Genomic DNA, 25,689 nt, shown 5'->3' with positions numbered 1-25,689 from the left:
CGGAGCCGTTTTCCACATAGGGGTTGGGGGTGGCTGCCATTGTCAGAGGGTGCTGGAAGACTTTGGTTATGGAAGCGGTTTTGGGGACGGTGGCAGTGCAGCAGGCGGTGCAATGCGCCGAACTGTCCGCTGTTGGTGCCACTCCAAACCCACCCGCCGCCCCTTGCATTAGGGATGTCCTGAAGCTGCTGGCTCGTGTTCCTTTGGCTGCTGACGGCGCGGGAATGATGGACCAGATGCGCGCGCTGGAGGACCTGAAATGCCTGGCAGGTGCCCGGCAGGCGGGGCTTGCCGTGGCCTTCGACGCCGATCAGCGGCGGGGGCAGGCTGCAGCGGGGGTGCCAGTCGATGAGCTGGGTGCAGGGGTCGCGGCGCAGATCGCGCTCGCGCGGCGGGAGTCCCCGGCCCGCGGTTCCCGGCTGCTGGGCCTGGCTAAAACCCTCACCGGGATGCCGCATACGTTCGACGCTTTTCGGGCCGGCCGGTTGAATGAGTGGCGGGCAACGCTGGTCGTGAAGGAAACCATCTGCCTGTCGGCCGGGGACCGGGCCGCGGTGGACGAGGAACTCGCCGCCGACACCGGCACCCTCGACGGCGCCGGCGACAAGGCCATCATCGCCGCGGTCCGTGCCGCGGCGTACCGGCGGGACCCCGCCTCTGTTGCCAAGCGTGCGGCCCGGGCGGTGGGCGAGCGGTGCGTGAGCCTGCGCCCGGCCCCTGACACCATGACCTACCTCACCGCCCTGCTGCCCGTCGCCCAGGGCGTCGCCACCTACGCCGCCCTCGCCCGGGACGCCGACACCGCCCGCTCGGCAGGGGACGACCGGTCCCGGGGGCAGGTCATGGCCGACACCCTGGTCGAACGCGTCACCGGCACCCCCGGCGGCATCACCGGGGTCGAGATCCAGCTCGTCATGACCGACCGCACCCTCCTGCAGGCAGACGCCGAACCCGCAAGGCTCCCCGGCTACGGCACCGTCCCCGCAACGGTAGCCCGCGACCTCACCCTCACCGGCAAGAGCGAAGCCGGCCCTCAAGACCTGGATCTCTTTCTCCGCAGGCTCTACACCGCCCCCGGCACCGGGGAACTTGTCGCGATGGACTCCAAGGCCCGGCTCTTCCCGGCAGGATTGAAACGCTTCCTCCAGATTCGGGACGACACCTGCCGCACCCCCTACTGCGACGCACCGATCCGGCACCACGACCACGTCGCCTCCTGGCAGGGAGGCGGCCCCACTGTTGCGTCCAACGGCCAGGGCCTCTGCGAAGCCTGCAACCACACCAAGGAAACCCTGGGCTGGACCGCCAAACCAGAACCAGGCCCGCGGCACACAGTCAAAACCACCACCCCCACCGGACACACCCACCGGTCAACAGCACCTCCCCTTCCGGGCACTGCACTCCTGCCAGCGACCACGGCAGCTGTCCCGCCGACTGCCCGAAGCCGTCGTCGCACCTGCGATGCCCAAGGAACAAAGTCGCGCCAACGCGCCCCAGCCCGGGATCCGGCAGGGCGCGCGCCAGGAACACCGCTCCCACCAGCGCTGATGCGCTAAACGCCGCGGGATTAGGGGCGCCCCTAATATTGCCCCTGCCCACCCCTGCCCCGGGGAGCGTAAAGTGGCATCGGACGCCTGATTCTGGACGCCTCGCTGCTTAGGGAGAGATCGTGACGATTGATTGGGACGAAAAAAAGGCCCTGCTACAGGAACCAAACATTGCCAAAGTGACGCAGCTTTGCGATGAACTGATGGAAAAGAAGCCCGGCTCCACCGTCCCCTATATCGACCCCGTCCACGACGAAGATGAGTGCAGGATCATCAGTCTCCACCCGAGCCCCGGCAAGGGCACCGAGTCCGGATTCGTCTCCCATAACAACGACGACGAAGCCGCCCGCCGCGCCACCCAGATCTACGAACTGGCCGAACTCGATCCCCGCTACGTGATGCCGTGGAACGCATACCCTTGGGTCCGGGAAAGCGGCAGCCCGTCGGCACTAAGCGTCCAGGAAAAGACGGACGGCCTCCGGCCCTTCCGCCAGTTCCTCAAAATAAACGCCCGTGTCTCTGCGGTCATCGCCCACGGCACGGATGCGTCCACCTTCCTGACACTGTTCGAAAAGACGTACCACTCGTCGCTGAAGAACGCGGGAATCAAGATCTACAAGGCAACCGCACTGGGTGGCAGGGCGTTTGCCGTCTCCGAGGCCAAACAGGAAGAGCTCCTCGCTAAGAGCGTGGAGGTCTACCGGGACGCCATGCAGCGCGCCGGTATCCAGCACCTGTAAACCATGGCCTGCGCTGCGTTCCTGCCATAGCTGCCGGGAGCAGCGTGTTATCCCTCGAACATCCGTCGGCGGTGCTTCAGCTCTTTGGCCCATGCCCTGGTGACCATCTCCGGGAACGGTGAGCCGCCGTCGTGGTTCCCTTTGGCGCCAGTTGCGGCGGCGAAGGCCGTCCCTGCCTGAAGGTCGGCAAGCAACGGCCCCGACGCCGCCAGGGCCAGCTCGGCCACCTTCGCTGCGGCGCGCGCCGGAAGTCCCAGCCCCGCCGCCCAGCCCAGGAAGTGGCGGCGAGAGATGCCCGTCCGTTTGCCGTCAAGGGTCAGCGCCAGCGTCTTGTCGCCGTAAACGACGGTGGAAGGGATGTCATACACCGGCGCGACGGTCCATTCCCCATGCGGCTGCTGCACCATGGACAGGTTCTTGGCGTGGAGGTCGCCGTTGCCGCTCAACCACGCAAAGGCCACCTGGATGGCGAGGTTCCGCAGGGCCGGCAGCGGCGCGGCACAGTGATCAGCCAAAGCACGGCAGACCTGTCCGTAGCCCACGTTGTACTTGTCCGCCGGGTAGAGCTTGAGTACTTGGGCGGCGTCTTCGACAGCCAAACGCTGAACCTCGTCCGCTCCCCCGCCGGGCAACGGAACCCTGTCGAAGCGCTCCACCAGCAGGCCCGGCCGCCCGCCTATGTCCCGGATAAGCTCCACCCGGCTTAACGGGATCCGCAGTTTGGCCGCGTAACGGAACATCACCAGTTCGTTCTCCACCACGTGCGGAAATTCGGGGGCATTGAGTTTAAGGATGTACCGCCGCCCTGCGCGGGCAACGGGTACCGAAATCATTCCCGCGGACAATTTGTCCTGCACCCCTGCCAGTGCCACCGGGTCAATCAGGTCCGGGTCACCCAGAAGCTGGTCGAAATCAACGGGCTGTTTCGGGTCCAGTTCCACTGCATGCTCGTCCGTCTCCAGCGGCTCCCCGTGCCCCACGATCTGTACGTCACCCACAGGATTTGCGCCTGCTGCGATGAGCAGGGACAGGTCGTCGTCGGCGCTGGTCTTGATGGAGCGCCGCAGCGCGTTCAGGCGGCGGCCTTCCGGCAGCAGCCCGGTGAAGTAGGGCGGGGCTGCCCCCGAGGCAGAGAAGACAGGCTCGCCTGTCAGCGGCAGGGAGCTTGCGACGGCGGGCCCATTCGCAGCGAGGTACGACGGCAGGTAACTGAACTTCGTGCCGCCGTCGTGCCGCTCCAGCCGCGCGGCCAAAACGCCGGCCTTGTAAATGTCCGCAACCCGGTGCCTCACGAGCCGGCTCCGTCCTGGCCGCCCGGCGGCTGTGCAACGCGGGAGGCCTGGCTGGCGCGGCCGGTGACCTGCAGCTCAAGGCCCAGGGTTCCCAGCACCGCCACCAGCGAGTCGAGCTGGATGCTGGGCTTGCCCTGCTCGACGAACCGCACGAAGCGCTCAGACACCCCTGCCATGTCCGCAAGGTCGCGCTGGGTGAGGCGCAAGGATGCCCGCCGCGCCCGAACTTCTGCTGCCAGCCGCTTCGGCAACTCGTCCATATCCGTCAATACCACCCGCCTATAGGCACGAACGTGCCGATTATCCCGCTTAATAAGCGTACCGACGATGGAACCCGCAGTAAAGCACGCCGTTCGGCACGAACGTGCCGGGTCACAGGAAAGACTGCCTCGTCAAATCGGGCCCGCCCCAGCCGCCTCACAGGTTCCTTTCAGGCAGACAGGCCCATACTCAAGGGAGTACCCGTACCCCGAAAGAACCACACCATGCCCTCCCCAAGACCCCACCCAGATGCACCGCCCGGCCCGGAAGTTCCTGAGGTCCGGATGGCCGCCCTGCCGCAGCTCCGGCACTGGATCGCGGTACCCCTGCTGGCCGCCGTCCTGATCGCCGCCGCCGGTTTGGCGCTGCGGTTCATCCCGGCCCTGACCGCCTCCGACATGGCCGTCGATGCCGAGCTGAGCCATGACCACACTCCGCCCCTGACCGGCATTGCCCTCTTCATCAACGTGGTTTTCAGCCCGCCCGGGGGCGTGGTGATGATCGCGGCCCTCTGCCTGTACCTGCTGCTGGTGCGGCGAAGCCCCGTGAACGCGGTGGCCACAGGAATGGTGGCGGCCGGGGGCTGGGTCAGCAGTGAGCTTTTCAAGGTAGTGGTGGCGCGGCACAGGCCGGATTCCACTGCCCTGTTCAACCCGCTGATCCCCGAGCCCGGCACGGACAGCTTCCCCAGTGGCCACACAGCCCTGGCGGCGGCCCTCGCCATCGCCATCTTCCTGCTGGCGCGCGGCACCCGGTGGCAGCGCACCGCCGTCGTCCTGGGTGTGCTCCTTGTGGTGGCGGTGGCTCTCTCCCGCATCTACCTGGGCGTGCACTACCCCACCGACGTCGTGGCGTCCTTCCTTACGGCAGCAACCGGAGCGGCGTTCGTTACCGGCCTCTGGAACCGGTTCGGCCTGGCCATGCTCGGCCGGATCCCGTTCCTGGCGAAGCTTGGTCCCGTCCCGGCGCCGCAGGCTTAAACTTGCTGCCATGACGGCCTTCATCGATGGCCTCCTGAACGTCAGCCCCCTGGTGGCGTACATCGCCGTCTTCTGCCTGGTGTTCGCCGAAGACGCCTTGTTTGTCGGCTTCGTCATCCCGGGCGAAACGGCAGCCGTGCTGGGCGGCGTGGTGGCCAGCCGTGGCGAAGTGCAACTCTTTCCCATGATGGGCCTGGTGGTCACGGCAGCCATCGTGGGGGACAGCGCCGGATACGAGGTGGGAAAACACCTGGGCCAGCGCATCATCACCTCCCGGCCACTGGCCCGCCACCAGGAAAGGCTGGAAAATGCGCAGGACTTCCTGCGCCGCAAGGGAGGCTCGGCCGTCTTCCTGGGCCGCTTCACAGCGTTCTTCCGCGCCGTCATGCCCGCGCTGGCCGGCACGTCGCGCATGCCCTACGGACGGTTCCTCGCCTTCAACGCGGCAGGCGGCCTGGCCTGGGGTGCCGGCTTTGTCCTGCTGGGCTTTTTGGCGGGCAACTCCTATGAAGCCGTTGCCCAGGCAGCAGGCCGGGACATCGCCGTCGTGGTTGCCGTGCTGGCGGTGGCCGGACTTATCGCCTGGCACTTCCGTTCCCGCCGGCGGCGGCAGCGCCGGGGTGCGGCCAGCCGGCCGGAGAGATAGGAAGTTTGACACACACTGTGACCGGTGCCATATTTAAAGCGTGAACCTGTCAGACAGCCGGACAGCAGGACAGCCTGCAGCCCGCCCCCTCGCCCGGCTGAGTGCCGCCGAGGCGGTGTTCAACGCTATCCGGACAGACATCGAGTCGGGCGTCATCCCGGTCGGAAGCAAACTTAGCTCCGAGGCCGTCCTCTCGCAGGAGTACGGCGTGAGCCGTTCGGTGATCCGTGAAGCCCTCCGCTCCTGCACTGCGTTGGGACTGACCGTCACCAGGACGGGCAGGGGAACTTTTGTGGTCGCCAGCAAGGTGGCCAACGACCTGACCCTGGGACAGTACTCGGCGCGCGACCTCACCGAGGCCCGGCCACACATCGAGGTGCCCGCCGCCGGGCTTGCCGCGCAACGGCGCACCCCGGAGGAACTGGAAACCCTCCGCGACGTCGTGGCTGCCATGTCCACCGAAACCGACCCCGAATCATGGGTTGCCATGGATTCGACCTTCCACGCCACGATTGCCCGCGCCAGCGGCAACAAGGTCTTCGCCAGCGTTGTGGCGGACATCCGTGATGCCCTGGCCCACCAGTCCGAGACGCTGAACATGGTGGCGGACCGACAGCACGCCTCGGACGTGGAACACCAGGAAATCCTTGCCGCCATCGAGGCCGGCTCCGCGGCGGACGCCCGCGCCGCCATGGCCCGGCACCTGGAAGCCGTGGGCGTTGCCCTGGACTCCATCCTCAACAACTGACCGCACGCAAGACCCAGCCATCCAACTTCCCAAGGACGCCATGCCCTCCCCTGCGTTTTCCGCTGCCTCCACTGCTGATCCGGCCGTACTGGCCCTGCCGCAGCACACACCCTTGGTGGCCGCCGTCCGCGACGGCCTGGTGGAGAGCGTCCACTACGGTTCGGCCATCGCCCTCGGCCCTGACGGCACAGCAGCTGCCGCAGCCGGCGATCCGCAGGCGGCTTTCTACCCCCGCTCTTCGCTGAAGCCGTTGCAGGCCGTCGCCATGGTCCGCGCCGGACTGAAGCTCCCCGCCGACCTCCTGGCCCTCGCCGCCGCCAGCCACTCCGGCGCCGCGGCGCACCGCGACGGCGCACTGCGCATCCTCGAACTGCACGGGCTCGCCGCCTCAGACCTCGGCAACAGCACCGACCTCCCCTATGGCACCGGCGAGCGCGAAGACTGGCTGCGCAGCGGCGGCAGCGCAACGCAAATCACCCAGAACTGCTCCGGCAAGCACGCCGCCATGGTGGCCACCTGCGCCATCAACGGATGGCCCGTGCAGGGCTACCTGCACCCCACACACCCGCTGCAGCAGCTCGTGGCCCGCACCGTCACCGAGGTGACCGGCGAACAGCCCGCAGCCCTGAGCACCGACGGCTGCGGCACGCCCCTGTTCGCGCTGACCCTGCACGGCATGGCCCGCGCGTTCGGCCGGCTCGCCCACGCGGCCGCCTCCGCTGGAAAGGACGACGGCGCCATTGCTTCGACCAGCCCGGAAGCCGCCGTCGGCCTCGCCATGCAGCGGCACCCGGAGATGGTGGCCGGCGAGGGCCGCGACGTCACCGACCTGATGCGCCTGCTGCCCGGCTCCGTGGCCAAAGACGGCTTCGAGGGCGTCCAGCTGGTGGGCCTGGCCGACGGCAGCGCCGTGGCCGTGAAGATTTCCGACGGCGGCGACCGCGCCCGGATGCCGGCCACCGTGCGCATGCTCGAAGCCCTCGGCCAGGAGACAGACGAACTGGCCGGCATCGCCACCGCCCCCGTGCTGGGCGGGGGCCACGAGGTGGGCCGGTTGCAGGCCACCGACTTCCTGAACCACAACACCCTGTCCGCACCCGTCAACGAAGCCCTGTAAGGACACCATGACCACCATCGAAACAGCTGTACCCGCACAGGTCCGCTCCGAGCACGACCTGCTCGGGGACCGCGACGTACCGGCGCACGCCTACTGGGGCGTGCACACCCTCCGCGCCGTGGAGAACTTCCCCATTACAGGACAAAAACTGTCCTCCAACATGCACCTGGTCCGGGGCCTTGCCGCCGTGAAGCTGGCCGCCGCCCGCACCAACCGCGAGCTCGGCCTGCTGGACGCCGAGCGCGCCGATGCCATCGAACAGGCATGCCACGACGTGCTCGCCGGCCGCCTGGCCGACCAGTTCGTGGTGGACGTCGTCCAGGGCGGCGCCGGGAAGTCGTCGAACATGAACGCCAACGAGGTCATCGCCAACCGAGCGCTGGAAATCCTGGGCCACCCCAAGGGCGACTACGGCCGGCTGCACCCCAACGACCACGTCAACCTCAGCCAGTCCACCAACGACGTGTACCCCACCGCAGTCAAGCTGGGCACCATCTTCGCCGCCCGGGAACTGCTCGCAGCCCTTGAAGAACTCGAGGACGCCTGCGCTGCCAAGGCCCTGGAATTCCGCACCGTGGTGAAGATGGGGCGTACCCAGCTGCAGGACGCCGTCCCCATGACCCTGGGCCAGGAGTTCGGCAGCTACGCCGTCACCATCGGCGAGGACCGGCTCCGCCTGGCGGAGGCAGAGCTGCTGATCCACGAGATCAACCTCGGCGCCACAGCAATCGGCACCGGGCTGAACGCCCCGGCCGGCTACGCCGAAACAGCCTGCCGGCACCTCGCTGAGGTCACCGGGCTGCCCCTCGTGACCGCCGTCGACCTCATCGAAGCCACCCAGGACGTTGGAGCGTTCGTGCACCTGTCCGGCGTGCTGAAGCGCGTTGCGGTCAAACTGTCCAAGATCTGCAACGACCTCCGCCTGCTCTCTTCAGGTCCGCGCGCCGGCTTCAACGAAATCAACCTGCCGGCCGTGCAGTCCGGGTCCTCGATCATGCCCGGCAAGATCAACCCGGTGATCCCGGAAGTGGTCTCCCAGGTGGCCTACGAAGTCATCGGCAACGACGTCACCATCACCATGGCCGCCGAAGCGGGGCAGCTGCAGCTCAACGCCTTCGAACCGATCATCGTCCACAGCCTCCACAAGAGCATCTCCCACCTGGAGGCAGCCTGCCGCACCCTCACGGCCCGCTGCATCCGGGGAATCACCGCCAACACAGAACACCTGCGCCGCACCGTGGAGCAGTCCATCGGCCTGGTGACCGCACTGAATCCCCACCTCGGCTACGCCACCGCCACTGCCATCGCGCAGGAAGCACTTGCCACCGGCAAGGGTGTGGCGGAACTGGTCCTGGAACACGGGCTCCTCACCGATGCCCAGCTCCAGGAACTCCTGAGCCCCGAACGCCTGGCCAACCTCAGCAAGTAGTCCCCACCCGCCCCCTGGCCTCGCAAGCTCGGCCAGGGAACCCGGCGGGCGTGGGCCCACCACCACCACCCCCCGTTTGTAAGGACACTCCCCAATGACAAACACCCCCCTTCCAGACCACGTGATTGACGGTGGTCACGCGCACGCGTCCGAGACCTCCCTCCACGCCGAGGACAAGGGCTACCACAAGAACCTCAAGCCCCGGCAGATCCAGATGATCGCGATCGGCGGCGCTATCGGTACCGGCCTGTTCCTGGGCGCCGGCGGGCGCCTCAATGCAGCGGGCCCGTCCCTGGTCATCGCGTACGCGGTGTGCGGGTTCTTCGCGTTCCTGATCCTGCGTGCCCTGGGCGAACTGGTGCTGCACCGGCCCTCCTCGGGCTCGTTCGTCTCCTACGCCCGCGAATTCTTCGGCGAAAAGGCCGCGTTCGTCTCCGGCTGGTTCTACTGGATCAACTGGGCCACCACCACCATCGTGGACATCACCGCGGCCGCCCTCTACATGCACTTCTTCGGCAACTACATCCCCTGGATGGCCGACGTCCCGCAGTGGGCCTGGGCACTGACCGCCCTCGTCGTCGTCCTTGCCCTGAATCTGGTCTCCGTGAAGGTCTTCGGCGAAATGGAATTCTGGTTCGCCCTGATCAAGGTCGCCGCCCTGGTCGCCTTCCTTATCATCGGCACCTACTTCGTCATTTTCGGCACCCCCGTGGACGGCCAGCAGGTCGGCATCAGCCTCCTGTCCGATAACGGCGGCATCTTCCCCAACGGCCTGCTGCCCATGATCATCCTCATGCAGGGCGTCCTGTTCGCCTACGCCTCCATCGAACTCGTCGGCACCGCCGCCGGCGAAACCGAAAACCCCGAAAAGATCATGCCCAAGGCCATCAACTCCGTGGTCTTCCGCATCGCCGTGTTCTACGTCGGCTCCGTGATCCTGCTCGCCCTGCTGCTGCCGTTCACGTCCTACCAGAAGGGCGTCAGCCCCTTCGTGACGTTCTTCGGCTCCATCGGCGTCCAGGGCGTGGACGTCATCATGAACCTCGTGGTCCTCACCGCCGCCCTGTCCTCCCTGAACGCCGGGCTCTACTCCACGGGCCGGATCCTGCGCTCCATGTCCGTCAACGGCTCGGCCCCCAAGTTCGCCTCCCGCATGAACAAGGCAGGCGTCCCCTACGGCGGCATCGCCATCACCGCCGTGGTGTCCCTCCTGGGCGTCCCGCTGAACTACCTCGTCCCCGCCGAGGCGTTCGAAATCGTCCTGAACATCGCCTCCGTCGGCATCATCATGACCTGGGCCACGATCGTCCTGTGCCAGATCCAGCTCAAGCGCTGGGCAGACAAGGGCTGGGTGGAGCGCCCCTCGTTCCGCATGTTCGGCGCCCCCTACACCGGCTACCTCTCCCTGCTCTTCCTCATCGGCGTGCTGGTCATGGTCTTCATCGATTCACCGCTCACCATGCTCGTGACGGCCATCGCCTCCGCCCTCATGGTCATTGGCTGGTACGCCTGCCGGACCCGCATCCGCGAAATTGCCGAAACCCGCGAAGGCTTCACCGGAATGTCACCGGTGGTCGCCAACGCGCCGGCTGAGACCTTCAAGAAGTAACTGCCTTAAACGTCCGACGGCGGCACCTGGGTTCTGGAACAAACCAGCCCAGGTGCCGCCGTCGGGGTTTAACGGTGGTCTTCTCCCGTCACTTTGCCGGCTTCACCACCATGGCCGATCCGCCGCCGCGCCTGACCGGTTCCGCGGCCGCCAGGACCTGTCCATCCTTCAGGAACTCGATGGCCGTTGCCGCCCCAATCTCCGAGGCGGATGAGAACGAGTCGCCCGACGGGGTGAACTCGTGGCCGAAGCGGGAGGTCAGTGCGGCCCCGTACTTGTCAATGAAGGCCGGTTCGGCAGTGACCTTCGCGGTGTTCCGCTGTGCTGCGCGGGGTGCAGCGATGGCGTCCGGGATGCTCATGCCCAGGTCAATGCGGTTCACCAGCGTCTGCAGGACGGTGGTGATGATGGTGGAACCGCCCGGGGAACCCAGCGCCAGGAACGGCTTGTCGTCCTTCAGCAGGATCGTCGGGGACATGGACGAACGCGGGCGCTTGCCGGGCTCGATCCGGTTGGGGTCGATTGCGCTGTAGACGGTGGAGAAGTCGGTCAGCTCGTTGTTGAGCAGGAACCCGCGGCCGGGAACAACAATGCCGGAGCCGCCCGTCTGCTCGATGGTCAGCGTGTACTCCACCACGTTGCCCCACTTGTCCGAGACGGTCATGTTGGTGGTGGAGATGTTCTCCGTGTCCTTCTCGTCCGGGAGCGCGGCGGGATCCACGGGGCAGGTGCCGTCATACGACTTCACGTCACCGGCCGCCACCGGCTTCGTCGCTGCGTGCGCGGGATCGAGCCCGCAGGCACGCTCCTTGCCGAAAATGGGATCCGTCAGGGCCTTGGTGGGAACATCCACGAAGGCGGGGTCGCCAACGTACGCGGCCCTGTCCGCGAAGGCCAGGGCGCTGGCCTCGAGGTAGTGGTGAAGGACGGCAGGCTTGTCCTTCTTCAGGTCCGGCAGGTCGAACACGTCCAGGATGTTCAGCGACTCACCCACCGTGGTGCCGCCGCTGCTGGAGGGTGCCATGCCGTAGACGTCGTAGCCGCGGTAGTTCACGTGGGTGGGGGCCTGGTCCAGGGCCTTGTAGTTGGCAAGGTCCTTCGCCGTCATGGAACCCACCGGAACGGGGAGTTTGGTGTCCGGGGACTTCGGGGGCGCCTGGACAGTCTTGGCGATCTCGTCGGCGAGCGGGCCCGTGTAGAAAGCGTCCATGCCCTTACGCGCCAGCAGGCGGTACGTGTCCGCCAGGTCGTGGTTCTTGAACACCGAACCCACTTCCGGGAGCTGCCCGCCCGGGAGGTAGAGGTCCTTGGTGGACGTGAACGCCTCAAAGCGGACCTGGTTGTCCTTGGTCTGGCTGCGGAAGGTATCGTCCACCACGAAGCCGCGGTCGGCCACCTTGATGGCGGGTTTCAGGGCGTCCCCGAGGCTGATGCTGCCCCAGCGCTCCAGGGCGCGTTCCCAGGTGGCAGGCGTCCCCGGGACCCCCACCGAGACGCCGCTGGTCACCAGCTCCGGCGTGAAGTTGTAGGCCTTGCCCGTGGCAGGATCGATGAAGGCATCGTGCCGGATGCCCGCGGGTGCCGTCTCCCGGCCATCGATGGTGCTGACTTTCCGGGACTTTGCGTCGTAGTAGACGAAGTAGCCGCCCCCGCCGATGCCGGCGGAGTACGGCTCGGTCACCCCCAGGGTGGCTGCGGCGGCGACGGCAGCGTCCACGGCGTTCCCGCCCTTGCGCAGGACGTCGATGGCTGCCGCTGACGCTTCCGGGTCCACGGTACTGACGGCGCCACCGTAGCCGGTGGCGGTGGGCTCCTTGTCGGTTTGCCGTTCATCGGCAAAGGCCGGGCTGATGGCCCCGGTGGTCACGCTCACCGTCAATGCGGCGGTCAGGGCTGCGAGCCGGCGTCCGAAATGTGGCATGGTGGCTCCTAAGAGGGGTTTGAGTGATGTGGGCCACGCTACTCTTCAGGTGGGACACACTCAACGGCCGGCGGTACGCGCCGCGGGAAGGGGTACGCCATGCCAGGATCCAAGCTTGCGGTGGTGGGGGCGGGGAGTGTCGGCACCTCACTGGCGTACGCTGCCCTGATCCGCGGTTCTGCCAGCAACATCGCGTTGTTCGACGTCAACGCGCCTAAGGCCGAGGCCGAGGCGCTCGACCTTGCCCACGGCAGCCAGTTCGCGGCAGCCTCCGCCTCGGTCAGCGGCGGCGGGGACATCGCCGTGACGGAAGGGGCCGACGTCGTCGTCATTACGGCAGGTGCCAAGCAAAACCCGGGCCAGAGCCGCCTGGACCTGGCCGGCACCAATGTCCGCATCCTGGAGCAGCTGATGCCACAGCTGCTGGAGCAGGCACCCGATGCCGTCTATGTCCTGGTGACCAACCCCTGCGACGTCCTCACCGTGGCCGCGCAGCGCATTTCAGGGCTGCCCACCGAACGGATCTTCTCCTCGGGCACGGTCCTGGACACCTCCCGGCTGCGGTGGCTGCTCGCCCGGCGCGCAGGCGTGTCCGTGGCAAGCGTCCACGCCAGCATGGTGGGCGAGCACGGCGATACCGAGTTCCCGCTGTGGTCCGGCGCCACGATCGGCCCCGTTCCCATCCGTGACTGGACGGACGGCGGCGGCGGCGAACGGATCTTCACACCCGGCTACCTCACCGAAACCGCGCGTGAAGTCACGCAGGCCGCGTACAAGGTCATCGCCGGCAAGGGCGCCACGAACTACGCGATCGGGCTCTCCGGTGCCCGGATCGTGGAGGCGCTCCTGCGCGACGACAACGCCGTCCTGCCAGTCTCCACGGTGCTGTCCGGGCAGTACGGCATCTCGGGCGTGGCGCTGTCCCTTCCCAGCATCGTGGGGCGCGGGGGCGTTCGCCGCGTCCTGGACACACCCATGGACGACGGCGAACTGGCGGCACTGCAGCATTCCGCCAACACGTTACGGAACACCATGGCCACGTTGGGGCTTTGAACGCGCGTCACGCAACGCCGCCGCAACCTCGCGCGGCGGCGGTTCGCATAAGCTCACAGAAGCGCACGCTGAACGGCTCAACGACGAACCAACAGGAGTAACGCATGACCAACTGGCGGATCAGGGATTTCCACTCGGCGGACCTGGACGGGATCCTGCACCTGTGGGAGACCCTCAAGGCGAACAATGTGGAACCGGTCTATGCCCTCTCCGAGGTGCTCGCGTCCTGCGAAAAGGACCACGCGGTGGTGGCGGTGCTGGGCGAGCAGGTGGTGGGCGCCGCCGTCGGCCGTGCTGCCCACGACCAGGGCTGGATCGTCTTCCTGGCCACCCTCCCTGAGTACCGGGGCCGCGGGATCGGCACCTCACTGCTCGCCGCCGTCGAAAACCGCATGGCGCCGCACGGGCTGAACAAGCTCTCCGCCCTGATGCCGGAATCGGAGACCCGGGTGGAGGCATTCCTGGGCCGCGGTTTCGCCTTGAAGAAGAACCTGCGGTACTTCGAGCGCACCATTCCCGTCCAGCGCCAGGAGCTTGGTGCCCTGGGCCAGCTGGGCGGCAGGGTCCTCGCCCGCGACCTGTGGGAGAACGTCGCCGGGATGCGCCGGGAAAAGGAACTGTTGGAGCGCCGCTTGGTGCTCCCCCTTGCCGAGGCGGACCTCGCGGACGAATTCGGTGTGGTGCCGCCGCGCGCCGTCGTCCTTTTCGGGCCCCCGGGCACCGGCAAGACTACCTTCGCCAAAGCCATCGCTTCCCGCCTGGAATGGCCGTTCGTGGAGGTGTTTCCGTCCCGGCTGGCGGCCGATCCGCAGGGCCTGGCCGGCGCACTCCGGGAGACGTTCCTGGAAATCGCCGAGCTCGAACACGCGGTGGTGTTCATCGACGAGGTGGAGGAAATCGCCTCCCAGCGCGCGGGGGATCCGCCGTCGCCGCTGCAGGGCGTCACCAACGAGCTGCTGAAGATCATCCCCGCGTTCCGCGAGCAGCCCGGCCGGCTGCTGGTGTGCGCCACGAACTTCATCCGTGCCCTGGACTCCGCGTTCCTGCGCCATGGCCGGTTCGATTACGTGATCCCGATCGGCCTGCCCGACCGGCAGGCGCGTGAGGCGATGTGGCAGCGGTTCATTCCCGCGCCGGTGGTGGATGACGTGGATGTGGAACTGTTGGTGGAACGCACGGAGGGTTTCTCCCCGGCGGACATCGAGTACGCGGCCCGCAGTGCCTCCCAGCGGGCGTTGGAGAAAGCAGTGTACGACGACGGCGGGCTGGCGTCCGGGGGCGAGGTTTCCGTTCGGGAGGCCGTGCGGAAGGGGCCCTCCACCCAGGATTACCTGGACGCGATCGGCGATACCCGGACCACGGTGAGCGAACAGGTCCACCAGGACTTCCTCGAAGACATCGACGCCCTGGGACGCGTCTGACCCGGATATCTTTGAGGCATGTCCTCCAACCCCCTCAGGCATGCCCTGGCCCGCATGGCCGGCCCGGACCGTGTGGTCACGGCTGTCGCCGCGGGGGTACTGGCGCTGCTCGCCGGCGCCGTCGGCATCGCGGCGGCGGGCGCCTCGGTCCCGGTTGCGCTGATGGTCATCGTCCTGGCCGTTGCTGCCTCCGTCGTCGTCGACGAACGCCGCGGGGCTATTGCTTCCCGTACCCGCTGACGGCAAGGGGATGCCATTCCCACGGTTCCCTCGGGAGGCTCGCAGGGTTAAACGCGGGCAGGGCGTGCTCCAAGGTCCCGGCGGGCAGGCCCAGGGATGCGAGGAGCCGGTCCCGGACCTCCTCCACCCGGACTCCGGTCCGCGCGAGGTCGGCGAGCGTCACCGCGCCGTCGCGCTTGGCCAGCCGTACGCCGTCATGGTTCACCACCAGGGGCACGTGCGCGTATTCCGGAACGGGAATATTCAAAAGGGACGCGAGGTAGGCCTGGCGCGGCGTGGACGGTAGCAGGTCGTCGCCGCGGACCACCTGGTCTATGCCTTGCGCGGCATCATCCACCACCACAGCGAGGTTGTAGGCGGTCACGCCATCATTGCGCCGCAGCACGAAGTCGTCCACGACGCCCGTGAAGTCACCATGGAGGACGTCGTGGACGGTGAATTCCGCAACGCGGGCGCGCAGGCGGAGTGCCGCGGGCCTCGTGGAGCGCTTGAATTCCAGTTCGGCGGGTTCGAGGTTGCGGCAGGTTCCGGGGTAGGCGCCCTGCGGGGCGTGGGGCGCCGACGCCGCCTCCTGGATCTCCCGGCGCGTGCAGAAGCATTCGTAGGTGAGTCCGGCTTCCTCCAGCCGGGCGATTGCCGCTGCATAGAGCTGGCCGCGGTCCGTCTGGCGGACGGCCTCACCGTCCCAGGTCACCCCGATTGCCTGCAGGTCGCGAAGCTGCTCCGCCTCCGCCCCGGCGCGTGCACGGTCCAGGTCCTCCACCCGCAGCAGGAACTTCCGGCCCGTGGAGCGGGCGAAGAGCCAGGCAAGGATGGCGGTGCGGAGGTTCCCAACGTGCAGCTCGCCGGAGGGACTGGGGGCGAAGCGGCCGGCGGAGGTCATGGATCCACCTTAGGCGGAACAACACAAGAGCCCCTCAGCTACCGATGACTCCGGAAAATGCCGACGTCGGTAGCTCAGGGGCTCTTGCCGTGTGGTGCGGAATGACAATGCGTGAACAAGAGTCAATCAGCGGCGGCATCCTTGCGGGAAACCTGTTCCAGGGACCGGGTGGTGTGCCGGGGCTCCTGTAGCCTGCGGGAGCCGGCGGTAGCCTGCATCCCTTGTTGCCAACATTTGAGCAGTACTCCTACAGTTGGTGCAACCGGACCCTGTCCAACTGGTCAATCTGATTGGTTCGGGCGCCCATTGACGACAGGAAATGATCACATTGCAGGTACTGGACCCGACTGACAAGCGCATCCTCGCAGCGCTGGACGACGATCCCCGCATGCCCATCATGGTGCTCGCGCAGAAGCTGGGCCTGGCCCGCGGAACCGTCCAGTCGCGCCTGGAGCGGATGATGGCATCAGGTGCCCTGCGCGCCAACAGCAGCAGGGTGGTCCCGGCAGCGCTGGGACGCGGCGTGGCTGCAGCGGTGAGCGCAGAGTTGGACCAAAGCCACCTCAACGAGGCCATCGCCGCACTGCGCGAGATCCCCGAGGTCCTGGAATGCCATGCCCCCGCGGGGGACACCGACCTGCTGATCCGCGTGGTGGCCACCAGCCCGGATGACCTGTACCGGGTGTCCGAGGAGATCCGGCTCTGCCCAGGCATCGTGCGCACGTCCACCAGCATGTTCCTGCGGGAGGTCATTCCCTACCGCACCACCGGCCTGCTCAGCGACGGGGCGGACCGGGCCGGCCCTGGATAGCTCTCCCCATCGTCGAGGCCAGCCATCCCGGCTAGGCTGGCAGGGGAGATCCTAACGGGGGGAAACACATGGCGGGGAACTTTTACGGCGGCGACGTGGCGCAGCTCCGGCAGCTCGCCAAGGAGCTGACCGGCAGCGCCAACCGGCTCAACGCTTTGGGCCAGCAGCTCAGCAGCAGCATCAGTTCCGGACTGTGGAAAGGGCGCGACGCCGAGAGGTTCCGCAGCGAGTGGACTTCTTCCCACGCCAAGCTGCTGAGGTCGGCCACGGCAGGGCTGGAATCGGCCTCCAAGGCGCTGTTGGCCAACGCGGACGAGCAGGAGAAGGCCAGCTCCCGGGGATCCGGCGGCGGGGCAGGCGGACCAGGAGGATCGGGCGCGGGCCCCTCCGGCGGCACGGCCCAGGACCTCACCGACACCCTGGCCCCCATGACGCCGGCAGAACGCCTCCAGTACCTCCAAAGCGACGAATTCAAACAGTGGGCGCTGGCTCATCCCGATGCTGCCAAGGCTGCCCTGGATGCGGCCGCCGACTCAGGGCTCATCGCTAAGAAGTCCCCCGTTTACGCGGATTTCCTGGGCTCGTACTGGAACAACCAGGCCATGCGGCAGATGGGAATCGACCCTTCGGACTGGGACACCGCCAAGGGCACGGAATACAACTGGGACACCATCCGGAGCGTCTACGACTTCTACGGCCAGGCCTACCTCGCCAACCCGGACCTCCAGTGGGCAGGCATGGCCAATATGATCGGCCCATCCTTCGCGGGTGGATTCCGGGATATGGCCATGCTCCGGGACCTGGCACAACAGATCACGGACAACCCTGCCTCGGACATACCCCTGCCGGTCCTGGACCAGCTGGAGCAGCTGGCCGGCATGACCGACCAGGAAATCCGCTACTACGAAACCAGCATGCTGGACATGAACAAGGAGATCTTCCTTGACCAGGCACGCCAGCACCAGGCCTACCTCAGCGGCGGCATCGACGAGATCAACCGGCTCCGCGACTCCGGCGCCATTGATCCGGACACGGCCCGGGCGTGGGCTGACATCGACTCCGGCGACCCCGCCCGCGTGCAGGAGGGAAACACCGTGCTGCTGTACCGCGAGCAGAACGACATCATCGCGGACGATTACGACAACATGCGCGGCCATCCCGGCGGCGAAGCCGTTACGTACATGGTGACGCTCGCCGGCGAGCCCTCCATTCCCGGCGCGAGGAGCTACCCGGAGGTGTTCCCGTACAGCTTCAGCGTCGAAAGCCCGGGCCCGGAGAACATCCCCTTCACCTCATGGGACAACCCCGCCCAGTTCCGCACCGACTTCACCACCGGATTCCCCGACGGCAACATTGCCAATGCCGACCAACGCTGGGAGCTGATCCGGCAGGACACGCTTCCGGCCTACCAGCACCTGCTGGCCAGCGATCCGGACCGCGCCGCGCAGATCATCGGCTCGGACTTCGACGGCCGCGTGGACCAGTACCGGCCCACCAACAACATTCCGCAGATCATGGACCGGTTCCTGGACGGATTCGACGCGGAGGTCCACCAGTGACCCCGGCGCCTGCAGTCCTTGCCCTTCTTGCTGCCCTTGCCCTGGCGGGCTGCTCGCCTGCCACCCCACCACCTGCCAGCCCGTCCGCCACCCCACCTTCCGCAGGGAGCACCGTGAAAACTTCCGAATTCTCCACCCTCGATGCCGCCGGCGTGGACGCCATCCGGGACAGCATGACCGCGCGCCTGGACATGAGGTCCGGAACGCTGCAGAAGGCGGCCGTCAGGTTGACCGATGACAGCTTCGGTCCCGAAATCAACACGCGGGACACCGGGAAGATTTCGTTGACCATCGCCGGCCCGTCCGGCGACATCTCGGCCGAAACTGACCGCATCCGCTTCAACACCACGCAGTCACGGCCGGACTTCCGCGAGGTGACCTACTTCCTGACGGCCTCTTCACTGGAGGAGTACATCGGCCTCATCAGGGACGGCGTGGCGAAGTACGGCATCGACCCCGAGTCGGCCGAGGGGTGGATCAGCAGCGCGGAGGGCAACCCCGGCACCAAGAGCGACTTTTCCATCACCTCCGGCACCAGCACGGGCCTTGAGGTGAATTACGACCTTCGGTACGACGGCAGCAAGGACACCCAGGTCATCATCGTGCACGTCCATCCGCTGGCGTAGCCGGCCCCGGCCGCCTGGCTGTCATACCTACACCGGCGGCCCGGCGTTGGACTTCAGGTTCTTCATCACCAGGGTGGACGTCAGCCGCTCCACCCCGGGCAGGGATGTCAGCTCGGTGTCGTAGAAGCGCTGGTATGCCGGGAGGTCCTCGGCAATGGCCTTCAGCAGGTAGTCCGGCGATCCGAACAGCCGCTGCGCCTCCACGATGTTGGGATTGTCCGCAACGCGGTTCTCGAAGATCTCCATCGTGGGCCGGTCCACCTGCCGGAGCGTAACGAAGACAATCGCCTCGAACCCCAGGCCCACGGCGGCAGGATCGACGTCCGCCTTGTACCCGCGGATCACGCCTGACTGTTCCAGGTCGCGCAGCCGGCGGTGGCACGGCGCCACGGTCAGGCCCACCTTCCCGGCAAGCGCGGTGGCAGTCATCCGGCCGTCCTCCTGCAGGTGCCGCAAAATATTCCTGTCGATTGCATCAATCACGCAATAAACATACTGCCTAAACGGTGAGGCGGGCGAAAAAAGGACAGCACTTCTGGCCCGGTTCTCCCTATGGTTGCTCCTGAGAGCCCTTCGACAGGAGAAACCCGATGAATCCGCAGCTGTTCCTGGCCTTCCTGGTGGTGGCCGCAGCCCTTGCCTGCACGCCCGGCGTCGACTGGGCCTACACCATCGCGGCGGGCCTCCGGCAGCGGAGTTTCATTCCGGCCGTGGCCGGGCTCTGCGGCGGCTATGTCCTCCACACCGTCCTGCTGGTGGCAGGGCTGGCCGCGGTGCTCGCCGGCATGCCCGGAGTCCTGGCCTGGATCACGCTGGCTGGTGCGGCCTACCTGTTGTGGCTTGGGGTGGGCACGCTCCGGTCCTGGCGGGGGGCCAGCTTCAGTGCGGCCGCGGCCACCGGCAACGGCACCCAACTGCGGACATTCCTGCAGGGCATGGGCACCAGCGGCATCAACCCGAAGGGCCTGCTCTTCTATGTTGCCCTCATTCCGCAGTTCGTCAGCGCCGACGCCGCCTTGCCCGTTCCGGTGCAGTCAGGCCTGCTGGGCATGACGTTCGTGGCACTGGCGGCCCTGGTGTACACGGTGGTGGCACTTCTCTCCCGCAACCTGCTGCACAGCAGGCCCGGGGCTGCCCGGGCAGTGACCTTGGCCAGCGGCATCATCATGGTGGCGCTGGGCGCTGTGCTCCTCGGTGAGCAGCTGCTTCCGTTCCTGGCTGGCCGCTCCTAGTCCCCGCTGAGCTCCTTCCAGTCCTGCTCCCAGATCCGGCGCATTTCCTCGTCCTTGCGGATAGGCGCCGGCGCTTCCAGCTCGCGCTGCGGTTCCGGGTCGCCGCGGCGGCGTCCCCAGTCGCGCGGGTTCAGGGACCGGCGGCTTGCTTCGAGCACCAGCAGCGCCCGGTCCGTCAGGGCGTCGTTCCGCAGTGCCAGGTGCGTCTTGCGGCGGCGCAGGACCTCGGCGATGGCCTGGTGCGCAGCATCCAGCCGGCCTTCCCTGCGCAGCGCGCGGGCGCGGACCAACAGCAGGGCGGCGGAGAGATCGTCCGCGTTCAGCAGGCCTTCCGTCCAGTCGATCACCGTGCGGCTGCGGCCCAGGGCGAGGGCAAGGGAGCAGCGTGCCAGCGCCATGGGGAGCGACGGCGGCAGGCCCGCCAGTGCGTCCAGCGCAGCTTCCGTGCGCCCGGTTTCGCGCAGCGAGTGGGCCAGGGCCAGGAACACCGATTCCTCGCTGAACAGGACCGGAATTTCCACCCGCTCGGCCAGCTCGATCCTCGTGACGATCCTGGTGAGGTAGGTGGACGAGTAGCGGTTGGCTTCCTCGTCATTTCTGGTGGTGAGCCCGCGCTGGAGGAGTTCGGAGGCGCGCAGGTAGCCACCGTGCTTGTAGGCGAGCAGCCCGGCCATCAGGTAGCAGAGCCCCGCCCAGCCGGGGTAGGCGCGCGCCAGGGTGATGAGCCGCTCGGGTTCGCGGCTGGTGAAGACTGCCTCGTGCACGGCTTTGGCAGGCTTGGGCAGGAGCCGCTTGAGCCGGGGCACTTCGCCGTCGATGGACAGCAGCGCCGGGTTGCGTCCGCCAAGAACTCCGTTCAGCAGGCCGCCCACCCCGCCGGCAAGGTCATGGACCGGCGTGCGCAGCTGTGCCTGGCCAAAAGGCGTGAGGTCCCGGCTGTCCCAGTAGATCGGTGCGGTGTCCCCGGCGGTCATCTCTCCATGCTAGCCGGGACGATCCGTCACGTCCGCGCCATGAACCATTCGGTAAAGGACCTGGCGCGGCCGGAGCCGTCGAACGTGATGACCCACAGGTTGTCGTAGGTGGGCCGGCCGCCGGAGTACGTCGTGACACCCTTGACGAAGGCCGTGTCGCCGTCGGCCCCGAGCAGCTCCCAGCTGAACGTCCAGTCGGCCGGTTCGTCGCGGGCGGCGAGCCAGCCCGCAACAATCCCGTCCTGGCCCTCCCAGGGCTCGGGGTCATGGGGCCGGGTCTCGTAGACCGCGTCAGGGGTGAAGAGGGCACGGATGCCCCCGGCATCGTTGCTGGTCCACGCCGCCTGGTATTTGGCCATCCAGGCGTGGACCGTTTCGCGGGCAAGGTCCCGGGCTGAAGCTGGGTGGGTCATGCCTTGGTTTTACCCGCGGGCGGCCCCGCGCGCAACGCATTCAGCCGTTGGCCGCGGCAATCCACACCCCAATGACCCAGGTGCTTGCCGCAAGGCATGCCAGCCCAAACTCGGCGAGCATCCCCAGGCCGGTGGCTTTCAGCGCTGCCCAGCTGGAGCGCGCCGCCGTCGAAAGGTTCCTGGTGCGGAGGAACTCGCCGGCCAGCAGGCCGGCGGTAAACCCGGCAAAAAGCCCCACCACCGGGATGATGAACATCCCCACCGCGCCGGCAACCAAGGCCACCACGATGCTGCGGCTGGGAATGGCGTGCTGCTTGAGTTTCCTGCCGGTGAGGACGGCGCTGGCCGCCATGCCTGCGGCGACAAAGACCATGGCAACCGCAAAGACCACCCATCCTGCCGTCCCGGCGCCGCCCCAGATGGCCCACGCCAGCAGGCTCACGCCGATCAGGACGCTTCCCGGAAGGACGGGGATGATGGTGCCGGCCACGCCCACCAGGATCGCCAGGCCACACAGGATGGTCACCACTGTCTCGGAACTCATGGCCCCAGTCTAGGGGCCGGACTTAACGCGCTCCCCTGCTTGGAACGCGCGGCGGCGCCTCCTTCCGCAAGGAGGCGCCGCCGTCGTGGTTTCCGCTGGGAAGTGCTACTCCGCTTCCGCGGCGGCTGCCACCGCTGCGGTGACGGCCGGAGCCACGCGCGGGTCCAGCGGGCTGGGCACGATGTAGTCGGCCGAGAGGTCCTCGGCCGCCAGTTCGGCGATCGCCCGGGCGGCTGCCAGCTTCATGGCCGGCGTGATGCGGCGGGCACCGGCATCCAGTGCGCCGCGGAAGATGCCGGGGAACGCCAGGACGTTGTTGATCTGGTTGGGGAAGTCGCTGCGCCCGGTGGCCACCACGGCGGCGTACTTCACGGCAACCTCGGGCAGGACCTCCGGATCCGGGTTCGAGAGCGCGAAGACGATGGCGTCCTCGTTCATCGAGGCCAAGTGCGCCTCATCCAGCTTGGACGAGGAGACGCCGATGAAGACGTCGGCTCCGGCCAGCGCCTCGGCAGGACCGCCTGCCAGGCGGCGGGGGTTGCTGCGGACGGCGATATCGGCCTTCTTGCTGGCCGGGTCCGCGGCAAGGTCCTCGCGGGTGGTGTTGATGATGCCACGGGAGTCCAGCAGGACGACGTCGCTGATGCCGGCCGCCAGCAGGATTTCGGCGACGGCGATGCCGGCGGCACCTGCACCGGAAACCACTACCTTGAGGCCCTCAAGTCCGCGCCCGGTCACCTTGGCGGCGTTGGTCAGCGCGGCGAGGGCCACGACGGCGGTGCCGTGCTGGTCGTCGTGCATGACCGGGCAATCCAGTGCCTCGATCAGCTTTTCCTCGAGCTCGAAGCAGCGGGGGGCGGAGATGTCCTCCAGGTTGACGGCACCGAAGCTGGGGCGCAGCCGGACCAGGGTCTCCACGATCTCGTCCACGTCGGTGGTGTTCAGCACCAGCGGAATGGAGTCGAGGTCGCCGAAGGTCTTGAACAGCGCGGACTTGCCTTCCATCACGGGCAGGGAGGCGCTGGCGCCGATGTTGCCCAGGCCCAGGACGGCCGTGCCGTCGCTGACGACGACCACCAGGCGCTCGGCCCACGTGAGGGTGCGCGCGAGTTCGGGCTTGGCGTGGATGGCGCGGCTGACCTCCGCAACGCCGGGCGTGTAGGCGATGGAGAGGTCGCGCTTGTTGGACAGCGGGGCGGTGGTGCCGATGGTCAGCTTGCCGCCCTGGTGCGCGCCGAAGATCTCGTCTTCGGTCAGCGGGGCGGTAGCGGAATCGTCAATGGCGGTGATTGCGTCAATGGACACGTCGTTGTCTCCTGGTGCTCGCCGTGGGCACACGGCTCATGGGGCCCGGGCCCGGCCGGGCCCAAGCGTGGGAAATGGTGCGACAGGAAACCCAGGGGTGGCGGGTCCGTGGGAACGCTGGGGATGTTCACTCCCTGTTGCTCCGGTGGCACCATCGTAGGCAAGCCCGGCAGCCCGGCGGGCCGGAGACGACATCACACACCCGCGCCAAAACGTTTAATCACCGCTTCTAGTGACGCGGGTCACGCCATTATGGACGATTTAATGGGCTATTGGTCTAGACCGATTACGCGCTTTTGGTGAGTGTTAACCCTGCTTCCGCAGCGGGTGACAACCGTGCGCACGCCTTTTTCAGGTCTTCCTCGGCCTCAAACAGGGACAGCCGGCGGTTCCGGACGGACTGGACCAGACCAGTGACGGTCAGGAGCAGCACCCGGGCTCCCACCGCATCGCCGCTGGCTCCGAAGACCAGCTTTTCGCTGAACGCGTCGATCTCGCGCAGGAGCTCGGTGGTGTCCCGGTCCGGAACGTATACGCCCCGGCTCAGGCACTGTTCCACCGCCGGCTGCATGACCCGCATATGGAAAATCTCCATCAGCAGGCCGGACAGGGCACGCCCCCGGAACCGGGCGGAGGAACCCGCGGCACCCGTCTGCAGCTCATCGAGCTGGTGCCGGTACAGGGCGAGCATCAGGTGCGTAGGCGAGGGAAAGTACCGGTAGAGGGTGCCCAGCGGAACGTCTGCCTTCCCGGCCACTGCGGACAACTCCACCGAGTCGAGCCCCTTGCGGGCGAACCCCGCCGCGGTATCGAGGATCCGCGCATACCGGAGACGCTGGCGGGGAGCGGAAGGCCTGGCGGCCATGGGCGGATGATCTGAAAAAGTCTCGGGCATCAGCATTCCGGGGTTGTCTGGTAGGGGCCTGCTGCCTGGAGCGCCCCCATCCATACCGCCCTGCAGTCCGCCTCAACTATACGCCACACGCCCGTGACCTCATTCGTCAGCAGCCTTACGGCCGGGCGGCGGGGATGTCAGTCCACGCCCTTGATCTTGACCACGAAGACGGCGCCGAGCAGGCCGATGACCGCGGCCGTGAGGAACAGCGTCCGGTAACCTCCCCACTGCGTGACGGCCAACAGCGCCAGCCCCGGGGCAACCACCTGGGGCAGGGAGTTGGCCACGTTGATCACGCCCATATCCTTACCGCGGCTCACGGCGAACGGCAGGACCTGGGTCAGCAGCGCGAAGTCCACCGCGAGGTAGGCCCCGAAGCCGATACCCAGGACGGCGGCTCCGGCAAGCGCCCCGGGCCAGACCGGGAAGAACGCCATGATGGCCCCGGCCATGGCGATGGTGGCGGAGGAACCGATCACGAACGGCTTCCGCTTCCCTGCCCGGTCGCTCCACGGCCCCGCGAGCACTGCGGTAATCATCACCATCACGGCATAGATTCCCGTCAGGACCAGCACCCCTGTGGCAGGATCCCCGTACCCGATGACGTCCCGCAGGAAGAAGAGCAGGTACACGATGGTGAGCTGGTTGCCCACGTTGACCAGGAAGCGGGTGAGCCAGGCCCAGGCGAAATCGGGGTAGATGAAGGGACTGATCCAAAAGCCCTTGATGAAGACCCGGGGCCGGAACACCTCCAGCTCCGACTTCGGCAGGGCGGGGTCATTGCGGTGGAACAGGTAGGGCAGCACGGACAGCAGCAGCGCAGCCGCACACAGCCAGTAACCCAACAGGAAGTCCCCGGACACCACCGCACCAAAGACGGCGCCGGTGAGGATGCCCAGCGTCTGGCCCATCGCAGCAAGTCCCCCCACGCTGCCGCGCTGGATGACGGGCACCCTGTCGGGGACGGCAGCGGTAATGGCCGCGTAGGCGGCATTGGCGCCCAGCTGCACCAGGCACCAGAAGAGCACCATCAGCGCCACAACGGTGGAGAAGGACATGGCCACGAGTGCGGCCGTGGCCAGGACGGCCCCGGCCAGAACCCAGGGGGCCCGGCGGCCGAAGCGGGATGTGGTGCGGTCCGACAGGGCGCCGAAGAGCGGATTGGCCACCAGGGACACGGCCGCCCCGCAGGCAGTCACCAGCGACAGGATCGCTTCTTTGCTGGGGGCATCGATGCTGATCGCCTGCTGGCCGATGAAGACATTGATGGGGCCGAAGAAGGCCGCGTTGATGCCCACGTTGACCAGGACCAGTCCGGTGACCCAGCGCGCGGTGACCTTTTGTGTGGGCTCGGCGAGCGCCGCCGTCGTGCTTGTGCCATCCGAGGTGCCGTCCGGGGCGGCGGGCGTATCTGGCAGACTCATTGGCTTGGCTCCCCCTGGT

The 25,689-nt window shown here is 67.4% G+C and carries 26 protein-coding genes; 15 read left to right on the top strand and 11 right to left on the bottom strand.

What is annotated here, in order from left to right; all coding sequences use genetic code 11:
• The first annotated feature begins 68 nt into the window (after positions 1-68).
• Together AC2JAJ_RS08865 and AC2JAJ_RS08860 are read left to right on the top strand one after the other, a co-directional pair.
• Positions 69-1,556 (top strand): HNH endonuclease, encoded by a 1,488-nt coding sequence (locus tag AC2JAJ_RS08865; RefSeq protein ID WP_486416131.1) that lies wholly within the window; start codon positions 69-71, stop codon positions 1,554-1,556.
• A 113-nt stretch (positions 1,557-1,669) separates the two neighbouring features.
• Positions 1,670-2,287, top strand: a complete 618-nt coding sequence (locus tag AC2JAJ_RS08860) for a uracil-DNA glycosylase family protein (protein ID WP_221384266.1) — start codon at positions 1,670-1,672, stop codon at positions 2,285-2,287.
• Between the two features lie 47 nt (positions 2,288-2,334).
• Here the strand turns inward: AC2JAJ_RS08860 and AC2JAJ_RS08855 are convergent, their stop codons facing one another.
• Together AC2JAJ_RS08855 and AC2JAJ_RS08850 are read right to left on the bottom strand one after the other, a co-directional pair.
• Entirely contained in the window at positions 2,335-3,579 is a 1,245-nt protein-coding gene (locus AC2JAJ_RS08855; RefSeq protein ID WP_486416132.1) for a type II toxin-antitoxin system HipA family toxin, read from the bottom strand.
• Positions 3,576-3,839: a helix-turn-helix transcriptional regulator gene (locus tag AC2JAJ_RS08850; RefSeq protein WP_221384730.1), complete on the bottom strand. Its 264-nt coding sequence runs from the start codon at positions 3,837-3,839 to the stop codon at positions 3,576-3,578. The genes AC2JAJ_RS08855 and AC2JAJ_RS08850 overlap by 4 nt, the downstream gene beginning before the upstream one ends.
• A 225-nt stretch (positions 3,840-4,064) precedes the next feature.
• On the opposite strand from AC2JAJ_RS08850, the gene AC2JAJ_RS08845 reads away from it, so the two are divergent.
• The 6 genes from AC2JAJ_RS08845 to AC2JAJ_RS08820 all read left to right on the top strand — a co-directional run bounded on the left by AC2JAJ_RS08845 (position 4,065) and on the right by AC2JAJ_RS08820 (position 10,369).
• Positions 4,065-4,820 carry a phosphatase PAP2 family protein gene (locus AC2JAJ_RS08845; protein ID WP_260323233.1) on the top strand — a complete coding sequence of 252 codons (756 nt, stop codon included), beginning with the start codon at positions 4,065-4,067 and terminating at the stop codon, positions 4,818-4,820.
• Between the two features lie 10 nt (positions 4,821-4,830).
• Entirely contained in the window at positions 4,831-5,466 is a 636-nt protein-coding gene (locus tag AC2JAJ_RS08840; RefSeq protein ID WP_486416133.1) for a DedA family protein, read from the top strand.
• 40 nt (positions 5,467-5,506) lie between these two features.
• A complete protein-coding gene (locus AC2JAJ_RS08835; RefSeq protein WP_221384269.1) occupies positions 5,507-6,214 on the top strand; it encodes a FadR/GntR family transcriptional regulator in 708 nt (235 codons plus the stop codon).
• A gap of 40 nt (positions 6,215-6,254) precedes the next feature.
• Positions 6,255-7,331, top strand: coding sequence for an asparaginase (locus AC2JAJ_RS08830; protein ID WP_486416134.1), 1,077 nt, complete (start codon positions 6,255-6,257; stop codon positions 7,329-7,331).
• 7 nt (positions 7,332-7,338) lie between these two features.
• A complete protein-coding gene (locus AC2JAJ_RS08825) occupies positions 7,339-8,760 on the top strand; it encodes an aspartate ammonia-lyase (protein ID WP_486416135.1) in 1,422 nt (473 codons plus the stop codon).
• Between the two features lie 94 nt (positions 8,761-8,854).
• Complete coding sequence (locus tag AC2JAJ_RS08820; RefSeq protein WP_486416136.1) at positions 8,855-10,369, top strand: amino acid permease; 1,515 nt, start codon at positions 8,855-8,857, stop codon at positions 10,367-10,369.
• Positions 10,370-10,457: 88 nt separating this feature from the next.
• Here the strand turns inward: AC2JAJ_RS08820 and ggt are convergent, their stop codons facing one another.
• On the bottom strand, positions 10,458-12,290 hold the full coding sequence (gene ggt, locus AC2JAJ_RS08815; protein ID WP_486416137.1) for a gamma-glutamyltransferase: 1,833 nt from the start codon (positions 12,288-12,290) through the stop codon (positions 10,458-10,460).
• Between the two features lie 99 nt (positions 12,291-12,389).
• On the opposite strand from ggt, the gene AC2JAJ_RS08810 reads away from it, so the two are divergent.
• The 3 genes from AC2JAJ_RS08810 (at position 12,390) to AC2JAJ_RS08800 (ending at position 15,004) form a co-directional block, all read left to right on the top strand.
• Positions 12,390-13,343, top strand: coding sequence for an L-lactate dehydrogenase (locus AC2JAJ_RS08810; protein ID WP_486416138.1), 954 nt, complete (start codon positions 12,390-12,392; stop codon positions 13,341-13,343).
• A 104-nt stretch (positions 13,344-13,447) separates the two neighbouring features.
• Positions 13,448-14,764, top strand: a complete 1,317-nt coding sequence (locus AC2JAJ_RS08805; RefSeq protein WP_221384275.1) for an ATP-binding protein — start codon at positions 13,448-13,450, stop codon at positions 14,762-14,764.
• 18 nt (positions 14,765-14,782) lie between these two features.
• Positions 14,783-15,004 (top strand): hypothetical protein, encoded by a 222-nt coding sequence (locus AC2JAJ_RS08800; RefSeq protein ID WP_486416139.1) that lies wholly within the window; start codon positions 14,783-14,785, stop codon positions 15,002-15,004.
• Here AC2JAJ_RS08800 and gluQRS read toward each other — a convergent pair.
• Positions 14,982-15,887 carry a tRNA glutamyl-Q(34) synthetase GluQRS gene (gluQRS, locus tag AC2JAJ_RS08795; protein WP_486416140.1) on the bottom strand — a complete coding sequence of 302 codons (906 nt, stop codon included), beginning with the start codon at positions 15,885-15,887 and terminating at the stop codon, positions 14,982-14,984. The two genes, AC2JAJ_RS08800 and gluQRS, sit on opposite strands and share 23 nt — an antisense overlap.
• A gap of 319 nt (positions 15,888-16,206) precedes the next feature.
• Here gluQRS and AC2JAJ_RS08790 point away from each other — a divergent pair, with 319 nt between their 5' ends.
• From AC2JAJ_RS08790 to AC2JAJ_RS08780, 3 genes are all read left to right on the top strand, one after another.
• Positions 16,207-16,698: an Lrp/AsnC ligand binding domain-containing protein gene (locus AC2JAJ_RS08790; protein WP_501053453.1), complete on the top strand. Its 492-nt coding sequence runs from the start codon at positions 16,207-16,209 to the stop codon at positions 16,696-16,698.
• 68 nt (positions 16,699-16,766) lie between these two features.
• Positions 16,767-18,257: a WXG100 family type VII secretion target gene (locus tag AC2JAJ_RS08785; protein WP_486416142.1), complete on the top strand. Its 1,491-nt coding sequence runs from the start codon at positions 16,767-16,769 to the stop codon at positions 18,255-18,257.
• The gene (locus tag AC2JAJ_RS08780; RefSeq protein WP_486416716.1) at positions 18,233-18,883 is read left to right on the top strand and encodes a hypothetical protein; all 651 of its coding nucleotides are present in this window, start codon (positions 18,233-18,235) and stop codon (positions 18,881-18,883) included. The genes AC2JAJ_RS08785 and AC2JAJ_RS08780 overlap by 25 nt, the downstream gene beginning before the upstream one ends.
• A gap of 27 nt (positions 18,884-18,910) precedes the next feature.
• Here AC2JAJ_RS08780 and AC2JAJ_RS08775 read toward each other — a convergent pair whose 3' ends face one another.
• Positions 18,911-19,366 (bottom strand): Lrp/AsnC family transcriptional regulator, encoded by a 456-nt coding sequence (locus AC2JAJ_RS08775; RefSeq protein WP_486416143.1) that lies wholly within the window; start codon positions 19,364-19,366, stop codon positions 18,911-18,913.
• A gap of 107 nt (positions 19,367-19,473) precedes the next feature.
• Between AC2JAJ_RS08775 and AC2JAJ_RS08770 the strand changes: the two genes are divergently transcribed.
• The gene (locus AC2JAJ_RS08770; RefSeq protein ID WP_486416144.1) at positions 19,474-20,115 is read left to right on the top strand and encodes a LysE family translocator; all 642 of its coding nucleotides are present in this window, start codon (positions 19,474-19,476) and stop codon (positions 20,113-20,115) included.
• Here AC2JAJ_RS08770 and AC2JAJ_RS08765 read toward each other — a convergent pair.
• The 6 genes from AC2JAJ_RS08765 to AC2JAJ_RS08740 form a co-directional block, all read right to left on the bottom strand.
• Positions 20,112-21,089 carry a hypothetical protein gene (locus tag AC2JAJ_RS08765; protein WP_486416145.1) on the bottom strand — a complete coding sequence of 326 codons (978 nt, stop codon included), beginning with the start codon at positions 21,087-21,089 and terminating at the stop codon, positions 20,112-20,114. The two genes, AC2JAJ_RS08770 and AC2JAJ_RS08765, sit on opposite strands and share 4 nt — an antisense overlap.
• Before the next feature lie 26 nt (positions 21,090-21,115).
• Positions 21,116-21,502: a nuclear transport factor 2 family protein gene (locus AC2JAJ_RS08760; RefSeq protein WP_486416146.1), complete on the bottom strand. Its 387-nt coding sequence runs from the start codon at positions 21,500-21,502 to the stop codon at positions 21,116-21,118.
• A 40-nt stretch (positions 21,503-21,542) separates the two neighbouring features.
• Complete coding sequence (locus tag AC2JAJ_RS08755; protein ID WP_501053452.1) at positions 21,543-22,046, bottom strand: DUF456 family protein; 504 nt, start codon at positions 22,044-22,046, stop codon at positions 21,543-21,545.
• Positions 22,047-22,151: 105 nt separating this feature from the next.
• Positions 22,152-23,351 carry an NAD(P)-dependent malic enzyme gene (locus AC2JAJ_RS08750; RefSeq protein WP_486416148.1) on the bottom strand — a complete coding sequence of 400 codons (1,200 nt, stop codon included), beginning with the start codon at positions 23,349-23,351 and terminating at the stop codon, positions 22,152-22,154.
• Positions 23,352-23,637: 286 nt separating this feature from the next.
• The gene (locus tag AC2JAJ_RS08745; protein ID WP_486416149.1) at positions 23,638-24,246 is read right to left on the bottom strand and encodes a TetR/AcrR family transcriptional regulator; all 609 of its coding nucleotides are present in this window, start codon (positions 24,244-24,246) and stop codon (positions 23,638-23,640) included.
• Between the two features lie 137 nt (positions 24,247-24,383).
• Entirely contained in the window at positions 24,384-25,670 is a 1,287-nt protein-coding gene (locus tag AC2JAJ_RS08740) for an MFS transporter (protein ID WP_486416150.1), read from the bottom strand.
• Between the last annotated feature and the right edge of the window lie 19 nt (positions 25,671-25,689).

Source organism: Arthrobacter sp. MOO21 (assembly GCF_057369995.2).
The sequence above is the reverse complement of the archived record's forward strand: the minus strand, read 5'-3'. Positions and strand labels throughout refer to the sequence as shown.

Coding starts and splice junctions, on each gene's coding strand:
- AC2JAJ_RS08830 (WP_486416134.1), top strand. CDS start 6,255: ATGCCCTCCCCTGCGTTTTCCGCTGCCTCCACTGCTGATCCGGCCGTA.
- gluQRS (WP_486416140.1), bottom strand. CDS start 15,887: ATGACCTCCGCCGGCCGCTTCGCCCCCAGTCCCTCCGGCGAGCTGCAC.
- AC2JAJ_RS08745 (WP_486416149.1), bottom strand. CDS start 24,246: ATGCCCGAGACTTTTTCAGATCATCCGCCCATGGCCGCCAGGCCTTCC.
- AC2JAJ_RS08820 (WP_486416136.1), top strand. CDS start 8,855: ATGACAAACACCCCCCTTCCAGACCACGTGATTGACGGTGGTCACGCG.
- AC2JAJ_RS08740 (WP_486416150.1), bottom strand. CDS start 25,670: ATGAGTCTGCCAGATACGCCCGCCGCCCCGGACGGCACCTCGGATGGC.
- AC2JAJ_RS08845 (WP_260323233.1), top strand. CDS start 4,065: ATGCCCTCCCCAAGACCCCACCCAGATGCACCGCCCGGCCCGGAAGTT.
- AC2JAJ_RS08760 (WP_486416146.1), bottom strand. CDS start 21,502: ATGACCCACCCAGCTTCAGCCCGGGACCTTGCCCGCGAAACGGTCCAC.
- AC2JAJ_RS08765 (WP_486416145.1), bottom strand. CDS start 21,089: ATGACCGCCGGGGACACCGCACCGATCTACTGGGACAGCCGGGACCTC.
- AC2JAJ_RS08865 (WP_486416131.1), top strand. CDS start 69: ATGGAAGCGGTTTTGGGGACGGTGGCAGTGCAGCAGGCGGTGCAATGC.
- AC2JAJ_RS08770 (WP_486416144.1), top strand. CDS start 19,474: ATGAATCCGCAGCTGTTCCTGGCCTTCCTGGTGGTGGCCGCAGCCCTT.
- AC2JAJ_RS08785 (WP_486416142.1), top strand. CDS start 16,767: ATGGCGGGGAACTTTTACGGCGGCGACGTGGCGCAGCTCCGGCAGCTC.
- AC2JAJ_RS08790 (WP_501053453.1), top strand. CDS start 16,207: ATGATCACATTGCAGGTACTGGACCCGACTGACAAGCGCATCCTCGCA.
- AC2JAJ_RS08805 (WP_221384275.1), top strand. CDS start 13,448: ATGACCAACTGGCGGATCAGGGATTTCCACTCGGCGGACCTGGACGGG.
- AC2JAJ_RS08800 (WP_486416139.1), top strand. CDS start 14,783: ATGTCCTCCAACCCCCTCAGGCATGCCCTGGCCCGCATGGCCGGCCCG.
- AC2JAJ_RS08825 (WP_486416135.1), top strand. CDS start 7,339: ATGACCACCATCGAAACAGCTGTACCCGCACAGGTCCGCTCCGAGCAC.
- AC2JAJ_RS08755 (WP_501053452.1), bottom strand. CDS start 22,046: ATGAGTTCCGAGACAGTGGTGACCATCCTGTGTGGCCTGGCGATCCTG.
- AC2JAJ_RS08810 (WP_486416138.1), top strand. CDS start 12,390: ATGCCAGGATCCAAGCTTGCGGTGGTGGGGGCGGGGAGTGTCGGCACC.
- AC2JAJ_RS08850 (WP_221384730.1), bottom strand. CDS start 3,839: ATGGACGAGTTGCCGAAGCGGCTGGCAGCAGAAGTTCGGGCGCGGCGG.
- AC2JAJ_RS08840 (WP_486416133.1), top strand. CDS start 4,831: ATGACGGCCTTCATCGATGGCCTCCTGAACGTCAGCCCCCTGGTGGCG.
- ggt (WP_486416137.1), bottom strand. CDS start 12,290: ATGCCACATTTCGGACGCCGGCTCGCAGCCCTGACCGCCGCATTGACG.